Origin of the sequence: [Mannheimia] succiniciproducens MBEL55E, from assembly GCF_000007745.1 — a bacterium.
GTDB lineage: Bacteria > Pseudomonadota > Gammaproteobacteria > Enterobacterales > Pasteurellaceae > Basfia > Basfia succiniciproducens.
Window position 1 is genome coordinate 2,078,206 of the sequence record NC_006300.1, and the last position, 17,763, is coordinate 2,095,968.

22 protein-coding genes are annotated in these 17,763 nt (G+C 43.5%); 14 read left to right on the forward strand and 8 right to left on the reverse strand.

What is annotated here, in order from left to right:
- Positions 1-57: 57 nt before the first annotated feature.
- Positions 58-924, reverse strand: a complete 867-nt coding sequence (locus MS_RS09695) for a LysR family transcriptional regulator (RefSeq protein ID WP_041640063.1) — start codon at positions 922-924, stop codon at positions 58-60.
- A 123-nt stretch (positions 925-1,047) separates the two neighbouring features.
- Between MS_RS09695 and MS_RS09700 the strand changes: the two genes are divergently transcribed.
- From MS_RS09700 to MS_RS09710, 3 genes are all read left to right on the forward strand, one after another.
- Positions 1,048-1,737: a pirin family protein gene (locus MS_RS09700; RefSeq protein ID WP_011201289.1), complete on the forward strand. Its 690-nt coding sequence runs from the start codon at positions 1,048-1,050 to the stop codon at positions 1,735-1,737.
- 91 nt (positions 1,738-1,828) lie between these two features.
- Positions 1,829-3,640 (forward strand): monovalent cation:proton antiporter-2 (CPA2) family protein, encoded by a 1,812-nt coding sequence (locus tag MS_RS09705; protein ID WP_011201290.1) that lies wholly within the window; start codon positions 1,829-1,831, stop codon positions 3,638-3,640.
- 202 nt (positions 3,641-3,842) lie between these two features.
- Positions 3,843-4,247: a DoxX family protein gene (locus MS_RS09710; RefSeq protein ID WP_011201291.1), complete on the forward strand. Its 405-nt coding sequence runs from the start codon at positions 3,843-3,845 to the stop codon at positions 4,245-4,247.
- A gap of 71 nt (positions 4,248-4,318) precedes the next feature.
- On the opposite strand, the gene MS_RS09715 is transcribed toward MS_RS09710, so the two are convergent.
- The 5 genes from MS_RS09715 to MS_RS09730 all read right to left on the reverse strand — a co-directional run bounded on the left by MS_RS09715 (position 4,319) and on the right by MS_RS09730 (position 6,815).
- Complete coding sequence (locus MS_RS09715; protein WP_011201293.1) at positions 4,319-4,870, reverse strand: NAD(P)H-dependent oxidoreductase; 552 nt, start codon at positions 4,868-4,870, stop codon at positions 4,319-4,321.
- Between the two features lie 78 nt (positions 4,871-4,948).
- On the reverse strand, positions 4,949-5,098 hold the full coding sequence (locus tag MS_RS11170; RefSeq protein ID WP_157847502.1) for a putative quinol monooxygenase: 150 nt from the start codon (positions 5,096-5,098) through the stop codon (positions 4,949-4,951).
- Positions 5,099-5,100: 2 nt separating this feature from the next.
- Positions 5,101-5,235: a hypothetical protein gene (locus tag MS_RS11260; protein WP_011201295.1), complete on the reverse strand. Its 135-nt coding sequence runs from the start codon at positions 5,233-5,235 to the stop codon at positions 5,101-5,103.
- A gap of 80 nt (positions 5,236-5,315) precedes the next feature.
- A complete protein-coding gene (locus MS_RS09725) occupies positions 5,316-5,615 on the reverse strand; it encodes a YciI family protein (protein WP_041640064.1) in 300 nt (99 codons plus the stop codon).
- Between the two features lie 243 nt (positions 5,616-5,858).
- Positions 5,859-6,815: a LysR family transcriptional regulator gene (locus MS_RS09730; protein ID WP_041640065.1), complete on the reverse strand. Its 957-nt coding sequence runs from the start codon at positions 6,813-6,815 to the stop codon at positions 5,859-5,861.
- A gap of 110 nt (positions 6,816-6,925) precedes the next feature.
- Between MS_RS09730 and MS_RS09735 the strand changes: the two genes are divergently transcribed.
- The 6 genes from MS_RS09735 (at position 6,926) to MS_RS09760 (ending at position 10,988) form a co-directional block, all read left to right on the forward strand.
- Positions 6,926-7,579 carry an SDR family NAD(P)-dependent oxidoreductase gene (locus tag MS_RS09735; RefSeq protein WP_041640066.1) on the forward strand — a complete coding sequence of 218 codons (654 nt, stop codon included), beginning with the start codon at positions 6,926-6,928 and terminating at the stop codon, positions 7,577-7,579.
- Positions 7,580-7,587: 8 nt separating this feature from the next.
- Complete coding sequence (locus MS_RS09740; RefSeq protein ID WP_011201299.1) at positions 7,588-8,334, forward strand: SDR family NAD(P)-dependent oxidoreductase; 747 nt, start codon at positions 7,588-7,590, stop codon at positions 8,332-8,334.
- Between the two features lie 190 nt (positions 8,335-8,524).
- Positions 8,525-8,962 (forward strand): MarR family winged helix-turn-helix transcriptional regulator, encoded by a 438-nt coding sequence (locus MS_RS09745; protein ID WP_011201246.1) that lies wholly within the window; start codon positions 8,525-8,527, stop codon positions 8,960-8,962.
- Positions 8,962-9,816 (forward strand): ABC transporter six-transmembrane domain-containing protein, encoded by an 855-nt coding sequence (locus tag MS_RS09750; RefSeq protein WP_011201245.1) that lies wholly within the window; start codon positions 8,962-8,964, stop codon positions 9,814-9,816. The genes MS_RS09745 and MS_RS09750 overlap by 1 nt, the downstream gene beginning before the upstream one ends.
- The gene (locus tag MS_RS09755; protein WP_011201300.1) at positions 9,794-10,204 is read left to right on the forward strand and encodes a DUF1330 domain-containing protein; all 411 of its coding nucleotides are present in this window, start codon (positions 9,794-9,796) and stop codon (positions 10,202-10,204) included. Before MS_RS09750 ends, MS_RS09755 begins: the two co-directional genes overlap by 23 nt.
- A 106-nt stretch (positions 10,205-10,310) precedes the next feature.
- Positions 10,311-10,988: a nitroreductase family protein gene (locus MS_RS09760; protein ID WP_041640068.1), complete on the forward strand. Its 678-nt coding sequence runs from the start codon at positions 10,311-10,313 to the stop codon at positions 10,986-10,988.
- A gap of 286 nt (positions 10,989-11,274) precedes the next feature.
- Here MS_RS09760 and MS_RS09765 read toward each other — a convergent pair whose 3' ends face one another.
- Together MS_RS09765 and MS_RS09770 are read right to left on the reverse strand one after the other, a co-directional pair.
- Positions 11,275-12,183: a LysR family transcriptional regulator gene (locus MS_RS09765; protein WP_011201303.1), complete on the reverse strand. Its 909-nt coding sequence runs from the start codon at positions 12,181-12,183 to the stop codon at positions 11,275-11,277.
- 28 nt (positions 12,184-12,211) lie between these two features.
- The gene (locus tag MS_RS09770; RefSeq protein WP_011201304.1) at positions 12,212-13,078 is read right to left on the reverse strand and encodes a LysR family transcriptional regulator; all 867 of its coding nucleotides are present in this window, start codon (positions 13,076-13,078) and stop codon (positions 12,212-12,214) included.
- A gap of 138 nt (positions 13,079-13,216) precedes the next feature.
- Here MS_RS09770 and MS_RS09775 point away from each other — a divergent pair, with 138 nt between their 5' ends.
- The 5 genes from MS_RS09775 (at position 13,217) to MS_RS09795 (ending at position 17,658) form a co-directional block, all read left to right on the forward strand.
- Entirely contained in the window at positions 13,217-14,359 is a 1,143-nt protein-coding gene (locus tag MS_RS09775; RefSeq protein ID WP_193329826.1) for an NADH-dependent flavin oxidoreductase, read from the forward strand.
- A 9-nt stretch (positions 14,360-14,368) separates the two neighbouring features.
- Positions 14,369-15,223, forward strand: coding sequence for an alpha/beta fold hydrolase (locus tag MS_RS09780; RefSeq protein WP_011201306.1), 855 nt, complete (start codon positions 14,369-14,371; stop codon positions 15,221-15,223).
- Complete coding sequence (locus MS_RS09785) at positions 15,224-15,583, forward strand: phenylpyruvate tautomerase MIF-related protein (protein WP_041640070.1); 360 nt, start codon at positions 15,224-15,226, stop codon at positions 15,581-15,583.
- A complete protein-coding gene (locus tag MS_RS09790; RefSeq protein ID WP_011201307.1) occupies positions 15,577-16,476 on the forward strand; it encodes a DsbA family protein in 900 nt (299 codons plus the stop codon). The genes MS_RS09785 and MS_RS09790 overlap by 7 nt, the downstream gene beginning before the upstream one ends.
- 240 nt (positions 16,477-16,716) lie before the next feature.
- Complete coding sequence (locus MS_RS09795; RefSeq protein WP_102030681.1) at positions 16,717-17,658, forward strand: alpha/beta fold hydrolase; 942 nt, start codon at positions 16,717-16,719, stop codon at positions 17,656-17,658.
- Positions 17,659-17,763: the final 105 nt, after the last annotated feature.

Here is a 17,763-nt window from a genome sequence, read left to right on the forward strand (position 1 = left end):
TCTATGATTTTTGCACGATTCTCTAAAAGTGCGGTCAATTTTGGCAAAATTTCAAATTCAAACCAACCGCTGCAAAAATTCCACAAAGCTGCGTACCGTAGCAATCGCGCCGCGGTTACGGTAATAAATCAATGAAACCGGCACGCTTTGCAGTTGCCAATCCGCTAGAATTCGAATCAGATCCGAGCGGTTATGATTTTTGGTTATAGGCAAAATACCAATGCCCGAATGCTGCTTGAGCTGCTGTTCGACGATAGCGAAATCGTTGCAGGTCAGCCTGCTGTGAGGGAACACCGCCACTTCTTGATTCCCTTGCTGAAACCGCCAGGGCAGAGTGTACATTTGGCTGATAATATGATGCTGATAAAGATCATTCGGGCTTTGCGGTTCGCTGTATTTGGCAAGATAAGCCTGGCTGGCAAACACACCGAATTCCATTTTTTTCCACAGGCGGGCAACCACGTTCTCATTATCAATAACACCGGTTCGAATGGCTAAATCGACACCGTCCTGAATCATATTGATTTTCTGGTTGCTCAGGTTTATCTCAAGATTGACCTGCGGATTTTCATTCAAATAGGTAGCTAAATACGGCTGAATAAACAGATAGAAAATATCGGCGGCAACGGAAATCCGTAACAACCCGCTCGGGTTTTCCAGACTTTTTTGCACGCTTTCAATGGCAAGTTCCGCCTGTTGCAGCATCTGTTGCGAATGTTCGAAAAAACGTTCGCCTAATTCATTTAAGCTTACACCTTTTTTCCCACGATTAAGCAACTGCGTACCTAAGGCCTGTTCGAGTTGGGTCAAACGGCGACTAAGGCGAGAAACCGGTATGCCGGTTAATTCGCCGGCATGGCTCAGGCTGCCCGATTGCACCACGGAAACAAACAACCGCATATCGTCTAAACTGATTTCTTTCATGTTATCTTTCCATTTTTGCAAAATATTCTTTGAAAATTGTATCTTGTTGCAAATTTATCTTCAAATAAAATCACCCCACTAACGCAATTTGGCGTTCTACAAATTAAATAGAGGAAATAAATTATGTTACAATTAAGAAAATCCAACGAGCGCGGACATGCAAATCACGGTTGGTTAGATAGCTACCATACTTTCTCTTTTGCCGATTATTTCGACCGCAATCATATGCATTTTTCCGACTTGCGCGTGATCAATGAAGATTTCATTCAGCCGACCATGGGGTTCGGCACCCATCCGCACAAGGATATGGAGATTCTGACCTATGTGCTGCAAGGCGCCATTGCGCACAAAGACAGCATGGGCAATGTGAAAACCTTTACTGCCGGCGAATTTCAAATTATGTCTGCCGGTACCGGTATCTATCATTCGGAATTTAACCCGAGCGAAAGCGAGCTTTTGCACCTTCTGCAAATCTGGATTATGCCGAACGAACTTGGCGTTAGCCCTCGTTACGATCAAAAACAGTTTGCCGATAAAGAAGGGGCAACGTTGATTTTATCGCCCGATGCGGAAGGCGAATCGTTCAAAGTCTATCAGGATATGAAACTTTGGCGTCACCAATATAAAGCACACCAAAAAGTGGAGCTTGGGTTAAATTCCCGCAGAAATTACTGGCTGCAGGTGGTAAAAGGTAATTTAACGGTTAATGATATCGCACTTGCAACTTCCGATGCGCTGGGTATAAGCGCGGAAGAGCTGGCAACTATCGAAACCTCGGACGAGGTGGAATTTTTGTTGTTCGATTTACGATAATTAAGGCATGCGGATATTGGTTTAAATCTCTGCGCCCCATATTAAGGCGGAATAAAATCCGCCTTTATTTTATTTTTACCAAGGAGAAATTATGGTTACCGAAGGTGCAAATTATTTAGTCAGTATCGTGACTTTCTTAGGTGCCGCAATCATTGTCGTGCCCTTATTTAAGAAAATCGGTCTAGGCCCCGTGTTGGGTTACCTTGCCGCAGGTCTGGCAATCGGACCTTTCGGGCTGGCATTGTTCACCGATTCGACCACTATTATTCATATCGCCGAGCTTGGCGTGGTAATGTTCCTGTTTTTAGTCGGGCTTGAAATACAGCCGAAGCAATTATGGGGCTTACGCAAATATATTTTCGGCATGGGCAGCCTTCAGGTACTTGGTGCGACGGGCGCATTAACCGCAATCGGCTTGCTTTATAACTTTTCATTACAATTTTCATTTATTGCGGCAAGCGGTTTTGTGCTGACTTCCACCGCTATCGTTATGCAGACGCTAAGTTACCGTAATGATATGACCTCGGATCCGAGCCGCCGAATTATCGCCGTGCTGCTTTTTGAAGATTTACTGATTGTCCCCTTATTGGCTTTAGTTGCTATTCTCTCTCCCGCACAAACTGCAGACTCACTGCAATCCCATTCCCTATGGCAACATATCATCGTCTCTTTTGCCGGTTTAGCCTTGCTGATTGTTGCCGGCATTTGGTTGCTTGACCCGTTATTCCGCCTAGTGGCAAAAACCAAAATTCGGGAATTAATGACCGCAGTTGCGCTGTTTGTGGTGTTAGGTTCCGCCTTATTAATGGAAGCCACCGGTTTATCAATGGCAATGGGTGCATTTTTAGCGGGCGTATTGCTGTCGAATTCCAGCTTCCGGCATCAACTTGAAGTGGATATTGACCCTTTTAAAGGGTTATTACTCGGCTTGTTTTTCTTAGGCGTGGGAATGAGCCTGGACTTAACCCATGTTTTAAATCACTGGAAAATGATTGTGTCGGCACTGTTCCTTATGATGATAACCAAAGGCATCATTATTTATGCGGTTGCCAGAGCTACCGGCTCCACCAAACTACAATCTCTGGATCGCGCAGTTTTGATGGCGCAGGGCGGTGAATTTGCTTTCGTATTATTTTCCTCTGCCGCACTACAAGGCGTAATAAGCGCGGAAGTGCATGCCAATATGACGGCAATCGTCGTGTTATCAATGGCATTAACACCGCTTTTTATTGTGATTTATCAAAAATGGATCGCGCCTAAATTTGCCGTAAGAGAAGTGCTGGAAAATGATGTGATTGAAGAACAAAACGACATCATTCTTATCGGATTAGGACGGTTTGGTCAAATAGTCAACCACTTATTGCGGGCATCCGGTTTTCAACCGACTATTATTGATAAAGACGCAAAACTGGTTAGCGGCATGAAAAAACGCGGCATTCGCAGCTATTTCGGCGATGCCTGCCACCCTGATCTGCTGCATAGAGCGGGAATTGAAACGGTCAAACTGGTGATTGTCGCCATTGATAATACCAAACAGGCAACTAAAATCGTACAGCACATCCGTCAAATCAACCCAAAAGCAAAAATTATTGCCCGCGCTTACGATCGCCATCATGTTTTTGAATTAGCGCAGGCCGGGGCGAACGTACAAATCAGGGAAACCTTCGACAGCGCCTTAAGAACCGGCAAACAAGCCTTAACGACGCTTGGTATCGAACAGGAAAAAGTACACCGTATCGGCAATATGTTCTTTGGCAAAGATCGTCATAGCGTAAAATTAATGGCGGACGTTTATGATCCGAAAAAACCGATGTTTACCAATGCGGATATGCTGAAAATCGCTTTTGAACAGGATGAAGAGCTTAAACTGGAAATCCAAAAAATTCTGGACGAAGAAATATAAAATCAAATAGCAAACTTGAAGAGCGGGATAAAATCCGCTCTTTTCATTTCAGGCGTTCCGGATTCTATCTTTCTATTTATGCAAAATATTTTTTGATTTTTGTATCTTGTTGCAAATTTGTATTTAATTAAAATGCATCACATCGAAACGCAATAAAACGTTTCTTGTTAATTAAATTTCAATCTCACAGAAGGAAAACAAAATGAATCCAATCTACAAATTAGACAACTTAATCAAAACTCTGGCGACAAACCTTAGCCCGGTAATTTTATTACTGACCCGTGTCATCATCGGCTATATGTTCTTATTACACGGTTTACAAAAATTAACCGGCGGCGTTGAGCTCACATCATTAATGGGCGTAGGCGGCATCATCGAAACCCTGGGCGGAATCTTCATCATCCTGGGCTTGTTCACCCGCTTTACCGCATTTATCCTGGCTGGTCAAATGGCGGTGGCATACTTCATGTTCCACGCAAGCGCCGAAACCTTATTCAACCCGGTTGAAAACCAAGGCGAATTAGCGGTGCTTTACTCCATGACTTATTTAATTCTGATGATTACAGGCGCAGGCAAAATTTCCCTTGACGCAAAATTCAATAAATAACTAAGACTAAAAGTGCGGTAAAAATTTAAGGATTTTTACCGCACTTTTTCATTGTTAAATCCAATCCGGCCTTACAGACGCTTAACCTTTTCAATCACAGTTTGCGCATAGACTTTAGCTTCCGCTTGTTGTTGAGCGATTTTTTCTTCATTACGCCCGACATAACTGACCCCGTTTAAAAACTGCACGCCTTGAAAATCCAAACCGCAAAGAATTGCCGTAGTTTCAAATGCGGCAAAAAAATCGTCCATCTTATGCTTGAAAAATCCTTCTCTTTGATAAGCTTCGAGCGGTGCACCGGTCGTTAAGGAAATTAATAATTTTTTACCGGCAATTTTTGCTGTCGAACCATGCGCAAAACCATGAACGAACACATCATCCAGCCATTTTTTCATCAGTGCCGGCATGGCATACCAGTAAAACGGAAATTGCCATAAGATTACATCCGCTTTCTCAATAGCCGCTTGTTCTGCGGCAACATCAAATTCATAGTTGGTATGAAGTTGATCAAGTTTCCGGATTTCCGCCTGCGGCAGTGTTTTGGCAAATTCATCTAAAATTATCGTATTTACCACCGAATTCGCTAAATTCGGATGTCCTGAAATAATAAGTATATTTGACATATTTTGTTCCTTTTTGTTGTTTTATGTGGATGATTGGATAAACCTATCCATAAAGCGCGGGGTTTCTTTTTACTTTAACTAAAATCGTCCCTTGTTCATCAAAGTCATACCGGTTAATTCATGAAGTTTTTTATCAAGCAGCATATCTTTGGTTTGCACAATGTAGGCTTTAAAGTGAGCGGTTTCACGGTACCGTTGATAAGCCGCTTCATCTTGATAAATTTCCACTATCACGTTAAGACTCGGCGCATTTTTTGTGTGGCATGATACATTGTCAGCGTGCCGTCTTCCGTTTTCACCGAAATCCCCAGATTTTCACACCCTATATCCACAATGGCTTGTTGTTCCGCGGGTTTGGTTTCCAATTCAAAAAACTCATTTTATAATCCGCCTGCGCTTGAGCGGCAATAAAAAGTGCGGTGAAAAAATAATTTTTTTCATCATATTATTTTTCTATAAAATCCGCCATATTTTCTGCAATCATTTTCGGTTCGAATTCACGGATTTCATATTTGGCGAAATCAGGATAGTAGCAATCTTCTTTTAAAATAGCATCCAATTCTTCACGACTTTCCGTTGAAGCGATAATCACGCCTGCGTGTTTATCGGTATCGATAAAAGGACCAAGCATTAAAAATTTACCTTCCTGAAAATGTTTCTTAAACCATTCGACGTGCAGGGGAAACATTTCTTTCTGTTTTTCTTCGGGTAAGTCGGCGTTTACAGTGATGTTGATGATATACATATTAATTTTCCTTCTGTTCCGTTGCTTGAATGAGGTCATTATAGGCGGATGAATTTTATTTGATAAGGCTATGAATACTTAATTTACTATTAGATTTAAACTAATAATAAAATGCAAATTTCATTTTTCTCTTCTATATCTGTGATATATGTTAATTATTGGCATTTTATTACAAGAGAAAAAGATTGAAATTGGAATATCGCTTTTAATTAATTTTTGAAAATATAGTAACCCAACATATTGCTATTTAAACGAAAACGCCTTTAATTCTTCCTGCGTCATCCGCAATCCTTCGTGTTGTTTCAACTGTTCCAACAAGTAATCCATCGTGGTTCGTACCCGTTGGGCAAGCAGGGTTCGATGTGGAAATAGGATGTTTAACGATAGTTTAAGCGGCTGATAGCTGTCATTCAAAATGGTAACCAGTTCGCCGTTTTGTAAATACGGCAAGGCGAGATAAACAGGCAGTTGCGTAATTCCGAAACCTTGCACTGCAGCTTGGGTTTGCATTTCTGCATCGGTCAAAACCAAATGGGGTTGAGCATGAAGAAAATGCACATTATCGCCTTGTTCATTGAATGTCCAAGGTTGCAGTTTACCATTGGGCAGGCGGGTCATAAGCAACTGATGTTGCGGTAAATCAGCCATATTTTTCGGTACGCCTTGGCTTTTCAAGTAGGCGGGCGAAGCGACCAAACAAGTTTGTATCATACCGATATGGCGGGCAACCAATGAACCTTCGCTCGATTCACCGACCCGCAACACAAAATCAAATCCGGCTTTAACAAAATCAATGGCTTTATTGTCAAAATCCAGTTCCAAATGAATTTTTGGATAATCTTCATTAAAGGATTTAAGCAGCGGAAAGACTAAATTCCGTCCCACCACATTCGGCATACTAATGCGTACATTTCCTGCAATTTCCTGCGATTCGGCAAGGGTGATTTGATTGACCGCCTCTTCTAATAAAGCCAGAGCTTTCTTGCTTTCGGCGTAAAAAACCTGTCCTTCTTCCGTCAAACTCAGGCTGCGCGTAGTGCGGTTGAATAAACGCACGTTGAGCGCCTGTTCCAACAATGCGACGTTTTTACTGACTGCAGCCGGCGTGAGATCCAACGCCTCTGCGGCGGCACTGAAACTGCCGAATCGGGCGGCGTGGGTGAATGAAATCAAATGGTTAAAGCGGTCTGTTTTCTTCATTTCGGGCAATTTTCAAAAAATAGTTGAAAGTTATTTTCCTATTATGCCATTTTTTAAACCAAATGAAAGGCGGATAATACGCTCAAACAACAACATGATAGGTGAACAACATGAAAAAACTACTGATTTTAGTCGGTGCCGGTAAAGGTTTGGGCAATGCAATCGCAAAAGAATTTGCCTCTCACGATTTCCGTGTGGCATTGATTGCAAGAAATGCAGAAAATCTGACCGCTTACCGCCAAGAATTTCAAGCCCTTGGCTATGAGGTGATGACCCAAGTCGCTGACGCACTGTATCCCGAAACCTTGACCAAAGCCATTAACGCCATTCAAGCAGAATGGGGAACCTGCGATGCGTTGGTATATAACGTCGGCATCACCGAATTGGACAATGACCGTCCAATTACCAACGAACTATTGATGCAACGTTATCAAATTGATGCGGCAAGTGCTTATCATTGCGCAATGCTGGTTGCCACGCCTGAATTTGCGGCAAAACAAGGGGCGATAATTTTCACCGGCGGCGGTTTTGCCAAAACCTTCCAGCCGATTCTTGCCTTGAAACCTTTGTGTATAGATAAAGCGGCACTGAATGCAATGAACATCGTCTTGCATCACTTGCTCGCCCCTCAGGGTATTTTTGTCGGCAGCGTATTGGTCAGCAACGTGATTCAGCCAAACGATCCGAAATACGCCCCTGACGTTATCGCCAAAGCCTATTGGAAAATGTATTGCGAACGTGATGAATTTGAACTGCTTTATTAGGAGGATATATGCAACGATTTGAACAAAAAACGGCATTAGTGACAGGCGCGGGAACAGGTATCGGACAAGCCATAGCTGTTCGCCTGGCACAAGAAGGTGCGAAAGTGTTGGTGGTGGGCAGAACCGAAAAAACATTGCAAGAAACGACCGCACTTCATCCAAACATCGCTTACGCAGTAGCGGATATTGAAAAGGATGACGATGTGCAAAAAATCGTTCAACAGTTAAACCAAAAATATGGTGGTCTGGATATTCTGATCAATAACGCAGGCTGGGCGCCCGTTACCCCGATTTCACAAGTCAAAATCGAGGAATACGACAAAGTTTTCGGCATTAACGTGCGTGCGTTGGTCAATTTAACCTTGCAGTGTCTGCCAATGCTTAAAGCCCGCAAAGGCAATATTATCAATATGTCCAGCGCGATTTGTCGCAACCATTTGCCGAATATGTCTATGTACGCCGGCACCAAAGCAGCGGTGGAGATTTTTACTAAAATCTGGGCGAAAGAATTAGGTGCAGACGGCGTGCGTGTGAACAGTATCAGCGTCGGGCCGATTGAAACGCCGATTTACGATAAAACCGATTTATCCAATGACGGCATTCAAGATCATATCGACCGCATTCGCAAGACGATTCCACTCGGCGCATTCGGTAAATCCGAAGATGTAGCCAATGTCACCGCATTCCTTGCTTCCGATGAAGCGCGTTTCATTACGGGTTCCGATTATAGCGTGGATGGCGGATTTGGAGCGTGAGTGATAAAAATGCGCTTAGAATAAGGCGGGTGTATTGATAAATAAAGGCGGATTGTTTTTGAGAAGTAAAGGGAAAAATGCCTGTCTGAAACCACTTTCAGACAGGCATTTTTATATCCCCATGATTGACAAAGTCCAAAATTAGACTAAAATACCGCTTCTATTTAGTCCAATATTAGACCTTAACACCATGCAAAACCATATTACTTCCATTGATTTATTAGCCGAAACCATGATGCAGTCGCTTCAGATTTACATGAAGTATGCAAGGAAAATGGGCTTGGCGGAGAACGAATATGTCGTGCTGTATTCCGTTTATCACCATCAGGGCTGTTCACAGAAAGACATTGTGGCGGATTGGGAGCTGCCGAAGCAGACGGTGTCGTTTGTGTGCAAGCAGCTTGTTGAGCGCGGCTGGTTGGCGTTTGCGCCCGATCCGAATGACAAGCGCGGTAAGTTGATGAATTTGACCGCAGACGGTTTAGCCGTGATTGCGCCGATTATTGAAGCGCAAACGGCGGGGGAGCGGCAAAGTGCGGTTGATTTCGGCGAAGAAAAACTGGCGGCCTTAGTGCAGGATTTAATCCGCTTAAACAAAGTATTAAGCAAAAATTTAGGGGTGGAATAATGCAGACATCCAATGCGCTGGACAACTTAAAATCCATCGCCAAAAACAACAAAAAACGCCTTGCCGGCACTTTTGGCTTGGTGGCGGCGGAAAACGTTTTATTTTTGACCTACCCCGTATTCGGCAGTTTTGCGGTTAATGCGATGATGAGTGGCGATGTGTGGGCATCGCTTTCTTATTCATTGTTGGTGCTGATTATCTGGAGTATCGGTGCCATGCGCCGTGCGGTGGATACCCGCGCTTTTGCCCGAATTTATGCGGAACTTGCCGTGCCGGTGGTGGCAAGCCAGCGTGCGAAAGGCTTGGACACCTCTTCCGTCACCGCACGCGTTGCACTATCGCGCCAGTTTGTGGATTTCTTCGAGCAGCATTTGCCGATTTTGATTATGTCCGCTTTTCAGATTATCGGCTCGGCGCTGATGTTGCTGATTCTGGAGTTTTGGGCAGGGGTTACCGCTTGTGCGATTTTGGCGTTCTTCGCCTTTTTAATGCCGAAATACGCCAAAACCAATGATTTGCTCTACCTCAAACTCAACAACCGTTTGGAAAAAGAAGTGGACGTCATCGAGCGCAACAACGGCTACCAGCTCAACAAACACTACGGCTGGCTGGCAAAACTGCGTATCCGCATTTCCAATCGTGAAGCGGCGGGTTATTTGTGGATTGGCGTGGCGATGGCGCTGCTGTTCGGCGTCACCGTGGTGCAAATCGCCACCACCCAAGGCGTAAAAGCCGGGCATATTTATGCGGTGATTACCTACTTATGGCAATTTGCCATGAGCCTGGACGATATGCCGCGATTGCTGGAACAGTTTTCCAATTTGAAAGATATTGGCAAGCGGGTGGAGGTTTAAGCTGCCTACAAGCGGTAAAAAACATCAAAAATTTGCGAAACCGCACCAACAAACCGCTAAAATAGCGAAATGTTTAACAGAAAATAAGGAAAATCATATGACAGCTTATGTTGTTTTTATTCGGGACGAAATGAAAGACCAAGCGGCTTACGACCGTTATCTGCAATTGGGCGTGCCGACGCTTGCCCCTTTCGGCGGCGAAATTTTGGTGGCCAACGGGGCGCACGAAGCCTTTGAAGGGGCGGATTTTGACGGCTCGGTCGTGCTGCGCTTCCCCGATATGGCGTCAGCCCGCGCGTGGTACACCAGCCCAGAGTACGAAGCGGTGAAATCCATGCGCTTGGAAGCAACGCTCGGGCGCGCGGTGCTGCTGGAAGGGGTGGCTTAAACATAGTAAGGCGGGCAGGAATGCCCACTTTTTTTGGGCAGGCATTTCTTATCAAATTTAAACGGTGTAGACTGGCAGTTATTAACCAACGATGAGGAATAAACCCATGAGCACTTTAGACTTTGCCACCACCGTTCGTGAACGCCATTCTGTGCGCCAATTTTTGCCGACACCAATGACCAACGCGCAAATCCGTGAAGTCGCTGAAGATGCCCGCCGTTCGCCGTCATCCACCAACACCCAACCGTGGAGCGTGCATATCGTGTCGGGCGAGACCTTGGCACGGCTGAAAAAGCGCATTATGGAAAAATTTGAACAAGGCGAACTTTGCCCCGATTTTGCCTACGACCAAAGCAAATTTGACGGCATTTACGAACCCCGCTGGCGTGAGTTTTATAAAGAAATGTTCGCCGCCAACGGCGTTACTCGTGATGACAGCGAAGGCCGCAAAAAAATCACCCGCCGCAACGCCGAATTTTACGACGCACCGCACGCCGCCTTTTTGTTTATGCCGGATGTGGGCGACGGCAACGTGAATGCCGCGTCTGATATGGGGATGTATTCGCAAACCTTTTTGCTGTCGCTTACCGCGCGCGGCTTTGGCGGTATTCCGATGTTGTTTTTGGCGTTTTTTGCCGATGTGGTGCGTGAAGAGTTAGGCATTTCGCCCGATTTCAAACTGCTGCACGCCATTGCTTTTGGCTATCCTGATCAAGACGCCGCTATCAATCAATTCCGTTCCAAACGTGCAAGCGTTGATGAGACGGTGACTTTTTATGAGTAAGGCTTTTCAGGCAGCTTGATAAAAAACACTTCGAGCGAAACAGATTGCTCACGCCCTGTGGTACAGCGTGCCATGAAATTACCGTTACAGCCGATTGCTTGATTTTTTGCACCGCAGCGTGAAAGCTGTGATTGAGGATTGAATGCAGGACTTTGTGTAAGCAATCATTGTTTTTTCAAATACTAAAATGCCTGTCTGAAACCACTTTCAGACAGGCATTTTTTGTTTTTACAAGCGGTCAAATTGCAGACGAATTTTGCAGATTTCCTCAACACTCCACCGCTTTCTACCACCCCAGTACCTCCATCTTTTCCTGCAAAAACTCAATCAACACCTGCACGCGTTTCACTTTTTGTGATTTTGGTTGGTAATACAAGTACATCGGTTGGAGGGTCTGCCAATGCTTTTTTAACACGGGCAATAGGTCGATTTTGCTTTCCAACCGTTCGTATTGCGCCTCGAAAATCCGCCCGATACCGAATCCTTGGCGGATGGCGTCAATTGCCATTTCACTATCGTTGAGAATCAGCGACATCGGCATTTCGATCGTATGCGGTTGTCCGTTTTCCATCAGTGTGAGCGGGTGGAAGCGGTTGGCGGTGATAAAGCGGTAGCCGATAAGTTGATGATGGGCAAGGTCGGCGAGGGTTTTCGGCGTGCCGAATTTTTGGGCGTATTGGGGTGAGATAAACAAGCCTTCACGGATTTCGCCCGTTAGTCTGCGTGCCACAATACCTTCTTCCAAATGATTACCGAAGCGGATACCTAAGTCGAACTGTTCGTCAATCAAATTGACGGTGGCGTTGTTGATGGAAATATCCAGCACGATATGCGGATAACGTTCGCGAAACTCAGCATAAACGGGCTGTAAAATCAACGAAAATGCCACTTGCGACACCGTAATCCGTACCGTGCCCGTGGGCGTTTTGGCGAGCGTTTTGGCGTTTTCAAAGGCTTGCGACAGCGTGTCCACCGCCTGTACGGTTTGTTCCAGCAGTTGTACGCCTGTTTCGGTCAGTTGAATTTTACGCGTGCTACGCTGAAACAACGGTACGCCCAAGCGGTTTTCCAACTGGCGTAAGGCTTTGCTGACCGCCGGCACGGAAATGCGTAATGCTCTGGCACAAGCGGAAATCGAGCCTTCTTTGGCGATGGCTTGGAAGATGAGAAGTTGTCCGTATTCGGTGCTGTTCATTGAAGTTATCCTATTTTTTTATCATATACTAAACCAAGCTATTTACTATCGCTTTTACCTTTGGCTGTAAATGTAATTTCTTCTGCCATAACACATAAATAGGTTCAGGTGGTGGCGTAAATTCAGGGAGTAATTGTACCAATTTACCTGCTTCTACGGCTGGTTGAATGAGCCAATCAGGTAAAAAGGCAATGCCACAATCCGCCAATACCGCCTGTAAACGTGCATCGCCGTCATTGATTTGGTGCTGTACATTTAGGGGGAATCCTGTTGATTTGCCTTGTTCGTTCATCAACCGCCAAGAAATTTGATTGCCTACAATGCAGGGAAAATGAGTTAAATCATCTGGGTGGTTAAGTTTTCCCCACTTTGACACAAAGGCAGGTGTCGCACAAAGTTGATTTTGAAAACAATCAATTTGTTTGGCAATAATGTCTGTTAAATCTGCTAATTCCCCAAATCGCACAGCAATATCAATATGTTCCGCAATCATATCCACTTTGCGATCTTGAAAGCTAATATTTAAATAAAGCTTTGGATAATCTGCTTGTATGGCAAGCAATTTGGGCAAAATATGACTGCGCCCATAAGTGGTGGGCAAATCAATTCGTATTTCGCCAATAATTTGTTGTGATTGACTAGAAAGTAACAATTTCGCCTGTTCTAATTCTTCCATCATTCGCCGACAACTTGCTAGCCAAACTTCACCTTCTCGAGTCAGCGTGATTTTACGGGTTGATCGGTGAAAAAGCTGCGTATTCAATCGTTGTTCCAATCTTGAAATACTTTTTCCCACCGCAGAACCTGTTAAATTCAATCGTTCTGCTGCAGCACTGAAACTGCCCATTTCTACTGTCATTAAAAATTCTTCAATACCTGAAAATTTATCATTCATTTGTAAAAATCCTTAAAGTTTAACCGCTCTTATTATGGAATAAAATTCCATAATATTTATCATATTTTCATCTTAATCAATTTATAGGAATAAGTAAAATAAGCCGTAACAAAATTGACTTAAAAGGAACACAAAATGATGAACCCAAAATATCAGCCTTTATTTGAACCCTATACACTCAACAATGGTGTGGAAATTAAAAATCGTCTCACAGTCGCGCCACTCACGATTTACGATTCAGGCAAAGATGGCGAAATGACCGAAACAGGTCGCCGTTTTTGGCAAAATCGCTTTGAGGGTTTTGGCTTGTACATTATGCCGTTTACCAATGTTCACCCTAGCGGCATAGGCTTTGAATCGCCCAATGCTTTTGATGAACGCCATTTGCCGACCTTGCGTGAATACGCCGAAATGGCGCATTCACAAGGTGCAAAAGCGGTGGTGCAGATTGCTCATAGCGGTTTGCGAGCTGATCCTGCGATGACACAAGGTGCAGAGTTAGTAGCTGCGACAGGTGATTATTACGGATGTTTCCGCACAATGAGCGAACAAGAAGTATGGGATATGGTGACAAACTATGCTTATGCGGCGGAACTGGTGTTGCGAGCAGGTTTTGATGGTGTGGAAATTCACGGTGCAAATGGTTGGCAAATTCAACAATTCTTTTCAGCCAGCACCAATTTGCGTAACGATTATTGGGGTGGGACGCTGGAAAAACGAATGCGTTTCCCTCTGGCAATTATTGATGGGATTGATGAAATGCGTCAAAAACATAACCGACCTGATTTTATTATTGGTTATCGTTTCTCGCCCGAAGAGCCCGGGGAGGATGGCATTACGATGAAAGAAACGCTGGCGTTGGTGGATGCGTTGTTAGAAAAACCATTGCAATATTTGCACATTTCGCTTTGGGATTTTTATAAAAAAGTTCGCCGTGGTGCAGATACCCATTTAACCCGAATGCAAGTAGTACACGACCGTATTGCAGGGCGTTTGCCATTCTTTGGTTCAGGTAATCTTTACACCGCAGATGATATGCTCAAAGCCTATCAAACAGGCTGGGTAGAAAGTGTTTCTATTGGCAAAAGTATTATGCTCAATCCAAATCTTGTCGAACTGATTGAGACAGGACGAGAAAGCGAAATTGAAAGCGCATTTGACTGGGATAAAGCCGATTACTATCGCTATACCCCCGCAATGTTAGACGGCACTCGTGCAGGGACAGACTTCTTCCCGCCGTCTAAACAGAATGGCGTGCGATATAAAACCAATCATTTCTAGGCGAAAAATATGCAAAAACTGAAAATTGAAACACAAAGTGGTACGTTACTTGATGGCGTATTGTTCAGTCAAACGCCATCAAAAACGGTAATCATTGCCATCACAGGCATTCACGGTAATTTTTATTCTAACCCATTTTATTACAACATTGGCCACACATTGAGTCAAAGCGGTATTGATTTTATTTATGCACAAACTCGAAATGCGTTCGGTAAAACGGATTTTGTGAACCCTAAAACAGGACAGCCGGAAAGTATTGGTTCGTGGAATGAGGATTTTGCAAAAACCATTGAAGATTTAACCGCTTACGTTGATTTTGCCGAACAAAAAGGCTATCAACATATTGTGCTGGCAGGGCATTCGCTAGGGGCAAATAAGGTGATTCATTATCTTGCCGAAACCCAAGACAAACGTGTGGCGAAGTTTATTTTGCTCAGCCCAGCAAACGTTACGCATTTAACCAATGCAATCAGTGAACAACAACGAGCTTACATTCGTCATCAAGTCGAAAAGGGTAATAGTCAAAGATTATTACCTTTTGAGTTATTTGGCTGGTTGCCTTGTATTGCTGATACAGCATTTCAATGGCTCTATTCACCGTTGTTGAATAATGTTCACGTGGAACCTAATAGCGATTTTTCGCAAGTGGCAAAAATTCAGCACACTGGAGCATTGCTGATTGGTACGCTTGATCGTTTTACTTACGGAGATCCGCCAGGTTTTTTGCGAAATATCAATAACCATTTCCAAAGTGCGGACAAAAATACGCTGATTTTTATTGAAAATACAGGGCATACTTATCAGCAAAAAGAGCAGGAAGTGGCGGATAAATTGTTGGATTTAGTGAAAGATTGGGGGTATTAAATGCCATTTATTACTTTTAAAACTAACTTAACGCTTACGGCGGATCAAGTAGAACAACTTAAATCAGGTTTTGGGAAGGTAATAGAATTTGTACCATACAAATCAGAGCAATCGTTGATGATAGATTTTCACGATCAAGTAAATTTGTATCTAAAAGGTGATAACCGAGATTCTATGGCATATTTGCGGATTGCCGTATTTGGCAATCCTACACATCAAGGATATGCTGAATTAAGCCACGTTGTAACCCAATTAATATCACAAATTTTACACATTTCACCCCAACATATTTACATTCAATATAAGGATATTCCAAGTTGGGCGGTTGCGGGAATGTTTTTTGAGTCAAACATATGCTAAAAATCACCACCTTTACCGACCCAATGATGGGCTTATCTTACGAAAGTGAGCCATTTTTCCGTAAACTGGAAACACATTTTGCAGGTCATATTGAATTTCATACCGTTATGGCAGGTTTAGTACGAAATGTTTATGAGTTTGTCAATCCTGCTGACCTTGCCATTAGCGAAGCGATGGCGATTGAACGCTATTTGCCACACCTTGCTGCCATTTACAATGCAGAGCAAAGCATTAGTGGAATGCCGATTTCAATGGAAAATTTGGATTTATTCTCCACGGATCGCACATCATCAATTCCGCTTAATCTTGCTTACAAAACCGTGCAACAGTTAGCACCTGAAAAGGCAGATGAATTTCTCTACCGCTTACGTTTTGCCACCATTGTGGAAGTTCGCCCAACAACAAAGTTAAATGAACTTGCCAGAGTAGCGGGACAAGTTGGCATAAACGAACAAACATTTCTCAACGCGTATCATCTTGATGACGTTAAGGCATCGTTAACAGAAGATTTTCAACGATTCCAACAACTTGGCATTCGTGGTCTACCAGCTTATTTATTGGAATATCAGGGTAAACGAGTCGTGGTCAATGGCGTATTAGATGACCGACAATTTTTTACCCTGATTGCTCAATTAACACAAAATAATATATCGCCCCAAAAACCAGAAATAAGTCAAAGTGCGGTCAAAAATTTGATTGAAAAACACAAACTCATTTCGCCTATTGAAATTCAATATGCTTTTGGCTTAGCAAACGTAAATAATATTATGCCTTATCTCAATCCCCTTTTAATGAATGGCGAAATCAAACGAATTGAAGTTCAAGACAGGGGGAAGTTGAGTTCATTGAATTATTCCTTTTTCAGCCTATACGAGCCGTATAGGATTCTTTGAGCCGAGCTGCTTCACAGTTCTTAATAACAAAGATAATAGAGCGATAGCGTGACTCGGTTTAATTAACCTAGCAAGGCTCGTGCCAGGTGGTAAAATTAAATAATATTTAACTTATGGTTAAGGGTTTTATAACTTATTCTAATCTAGTAAATAAAAATCTGAAAGCTAAAATAGTTGTCATTCGTAGGGTGCATGTGAACGCACTATTTCAATTATTGTTAATCCACATAAGGAATGATTATGACTATTTCAGCGCTCGACTTCTTCAAACGTGATGTCACTTTGCCCAACCAGTTAGACGGTTTGCCGCACAAATTATCCGATGTAACAGGCTTGCAAATCGGCTCGTTCAAAACCAATGACGGCGTGTCGCTAAACTATTGGAAAGCGGGCTCGGGCGAACCGTTGGTGTTCGTGCCTGGTTGGTCGTCAAACGGGGCGGAATACATCAATTTAATCCATTTGTTGAAAGATAAATTTACCGTTTATGTGTTGGACCAACGCAATCACGGCTTGTCGGACAAAGTGAAATTCGGCAACCGTATCAGCCGTTTCGCAATGGATTTACACGAATTTTTCAACGCCGAAAATATTGAAAAAGCGCACTTGTGCGGCTGGTCGATGGGTTGTTCGGTGATTTGGGGCTATGTGGATTTGCTCGGTACCAGCCGTGTAGAAAAATTTGTGTTTATTGATGAAGCACCATCAATTTATTGTCATAGCAACTGGACGGAAGAAGAACGTATCAACGCTGGTGCATTTACCACCTCTGCCGAGATGATGATTGATATGTATTACGGACGTGGCACGTGCAATATGTTGCAAGTAAATACGGATTTATTCAATTTCTACAACACGATTGATGCGCTGGCCTTTGAAAACTCAATGGCACTATGTGATCAAGTCTGCCCACACGATAAAGACGCATTGGAACAGGTATTGTTTGACCATATTCTGAACGACTGGCGAGATGTGCTTATCAATAAAATCGACAAACCGACTTTAGTAGTGTCAGGCGAACACAGCAACTGGGTGGAAAGCCAACGCTGGATTGCCCAAACCGTGCCGAACAGTGAGGACTTGATTTACGGCAAACACGAACACGGCGACCATTTCCTGCATTTGAAAATGCCGCAAAAATTCGCAGGCGAATTGACGGAATTTTTAAATAGAATGTCGTAATAAAATCCATCATATTCAGCCTAAGTAGTAGCAAAACAAAAAGAGTTTCATAGGTAGCGCATTTTAAATAAAGCTGTTTTGGGCGAATAATCAATTAAAGTGCGG

Excerpts from the sequence above, each read along its gene's own strand:
- MS_RS09695 (WP_041640063.1), bottom strand. The coding sequence starts at position 924 with ATGAAAGAAATCAGTTTAGACGATATGCGGTTGTTTGTTTCCGTGGTG.
- MS_RS09700 (WP_011201289.1), top strand. The coding sequence starts at position 1,048 with ATGTTACAATTAAGAAAATCCAACGAGCGCGGACATGCAAATCACGGT.
- MS_RS09705 (WP_011201290.1), top strand. The coding sequence starts at position 1,829 with ATGGTTACCGAAGGTGCAAATTATTTAGTCAGTATCGTGACTTTCTTA.
- MS_RS09710 (WP_011201291.1), top strand. The coding sequence starts at position 3,843 with ATGAATCCAATCTACAAATTAGACAACTTAATCAAAACTCTGGCGACA.
- MS_RS09715 (WP_011201293.1), bottom strand. The coding sequence starts at position 4,870 with ATGTCAAATATACTTATTATTTCAGGACATCCGAATTTAGCGAATTCG.
- MS_RS09725 (WP_041640064.1), bottom strand. The coding sequence starts at position 5,615 with ATGTATATCATCAACATCACTGTAAACGCCGACTTACCCGAAGAAAAA.
- MS_RS09730 (WP_041640065.1), bottom strand. The coding sequence starts at position 6,815 with ATGAAGAAAACAGACCGCTTTAACCATTTGATTTCATTCACCCACGCC.
- MS_RS09735 (WP_041640066.1), top strand. The coding sequence starts at position 6,926 with ATGAAAAAACTACTGATTTTAGTCGGTGCCGGTAAAGGTTTGGGCAAT.
- MS_RS09740 (WP_011201299.1), top strand. The coding sequence starts at position 7,588 with ATGCAACGATTTGAACAAAAAACGGCATTAGTGACAGGCGCGGGAACA.
- MS_RS09745 (WP_011201246.1), top strand. The coding sequence starts at position 8,525 with ATGCAAAACCATATTACTTCCATTGATTTATTAGCCGAAACCATGATG.
- MS_RS09750 (WP_011201245.1), top strand. The coding sequence starts at position 8,962 with ATGCAGACATCCAATGCGCTGGACAACTTAAAATCCATCGCCAAAAAC.
- MS_RS09760 (WP_041640068.1), top strand. The coding sequence starts at position 10,311 with ATGAGCACTTTAGACTTTGCCACCACCGTTCGTGAACGCCATTCTGTG.
- MS_RS09765 (WP_011201303.1), bottom strand. The coding sequence starts at position 12,183 with ATGAACAGCACCGAATACGGACAACTTCTCATCTTCCAAGCCATCGCC.
- MS_RS09770 (WP_011201304.1), bottom strand. The coding sequence starts at position 13,078 with ATGAATGATAAATTTTCAGGTATTGAAGAATTTTTAATGACAGTAGAA.
- MS_RS09775 (WP_193329826.1), top strand. The coding sequence starts at position 13,217 with ATGAACCCAAAATATCAGCCTTTATTTGAACCCTATACACTCAACAAT.
- MS_RS09780 (WP_011201306.1), top strand. The coding sequence starts at position 14,369 with ATGCAAAAACTGAAAATTGAAACACAAAGTGGTACGTTACTTGATGGC.
- MS_RS09785 (WP_041640070.1), top strand. The coding sequence starts at position 15,224 with ATGCCATTTATTACTTTTAAAACTAACTTAACGCTTACGGCGGATCAA.
- MS_RS09790 (WP_011201307.1), top strand. The coding sequence starts at position 15,577 with ATGCTAAAAATCACCACCTTTACCGACCCAATGATGGGCTTATCTTAC.
- MS_RS09795 (WP_102030681.1), top strand. The coding sequence starts at position 16,717 with ATGACTATTTCAGCGCTCGACTTCTTCAAACGTGATGTCACTTTGCCC.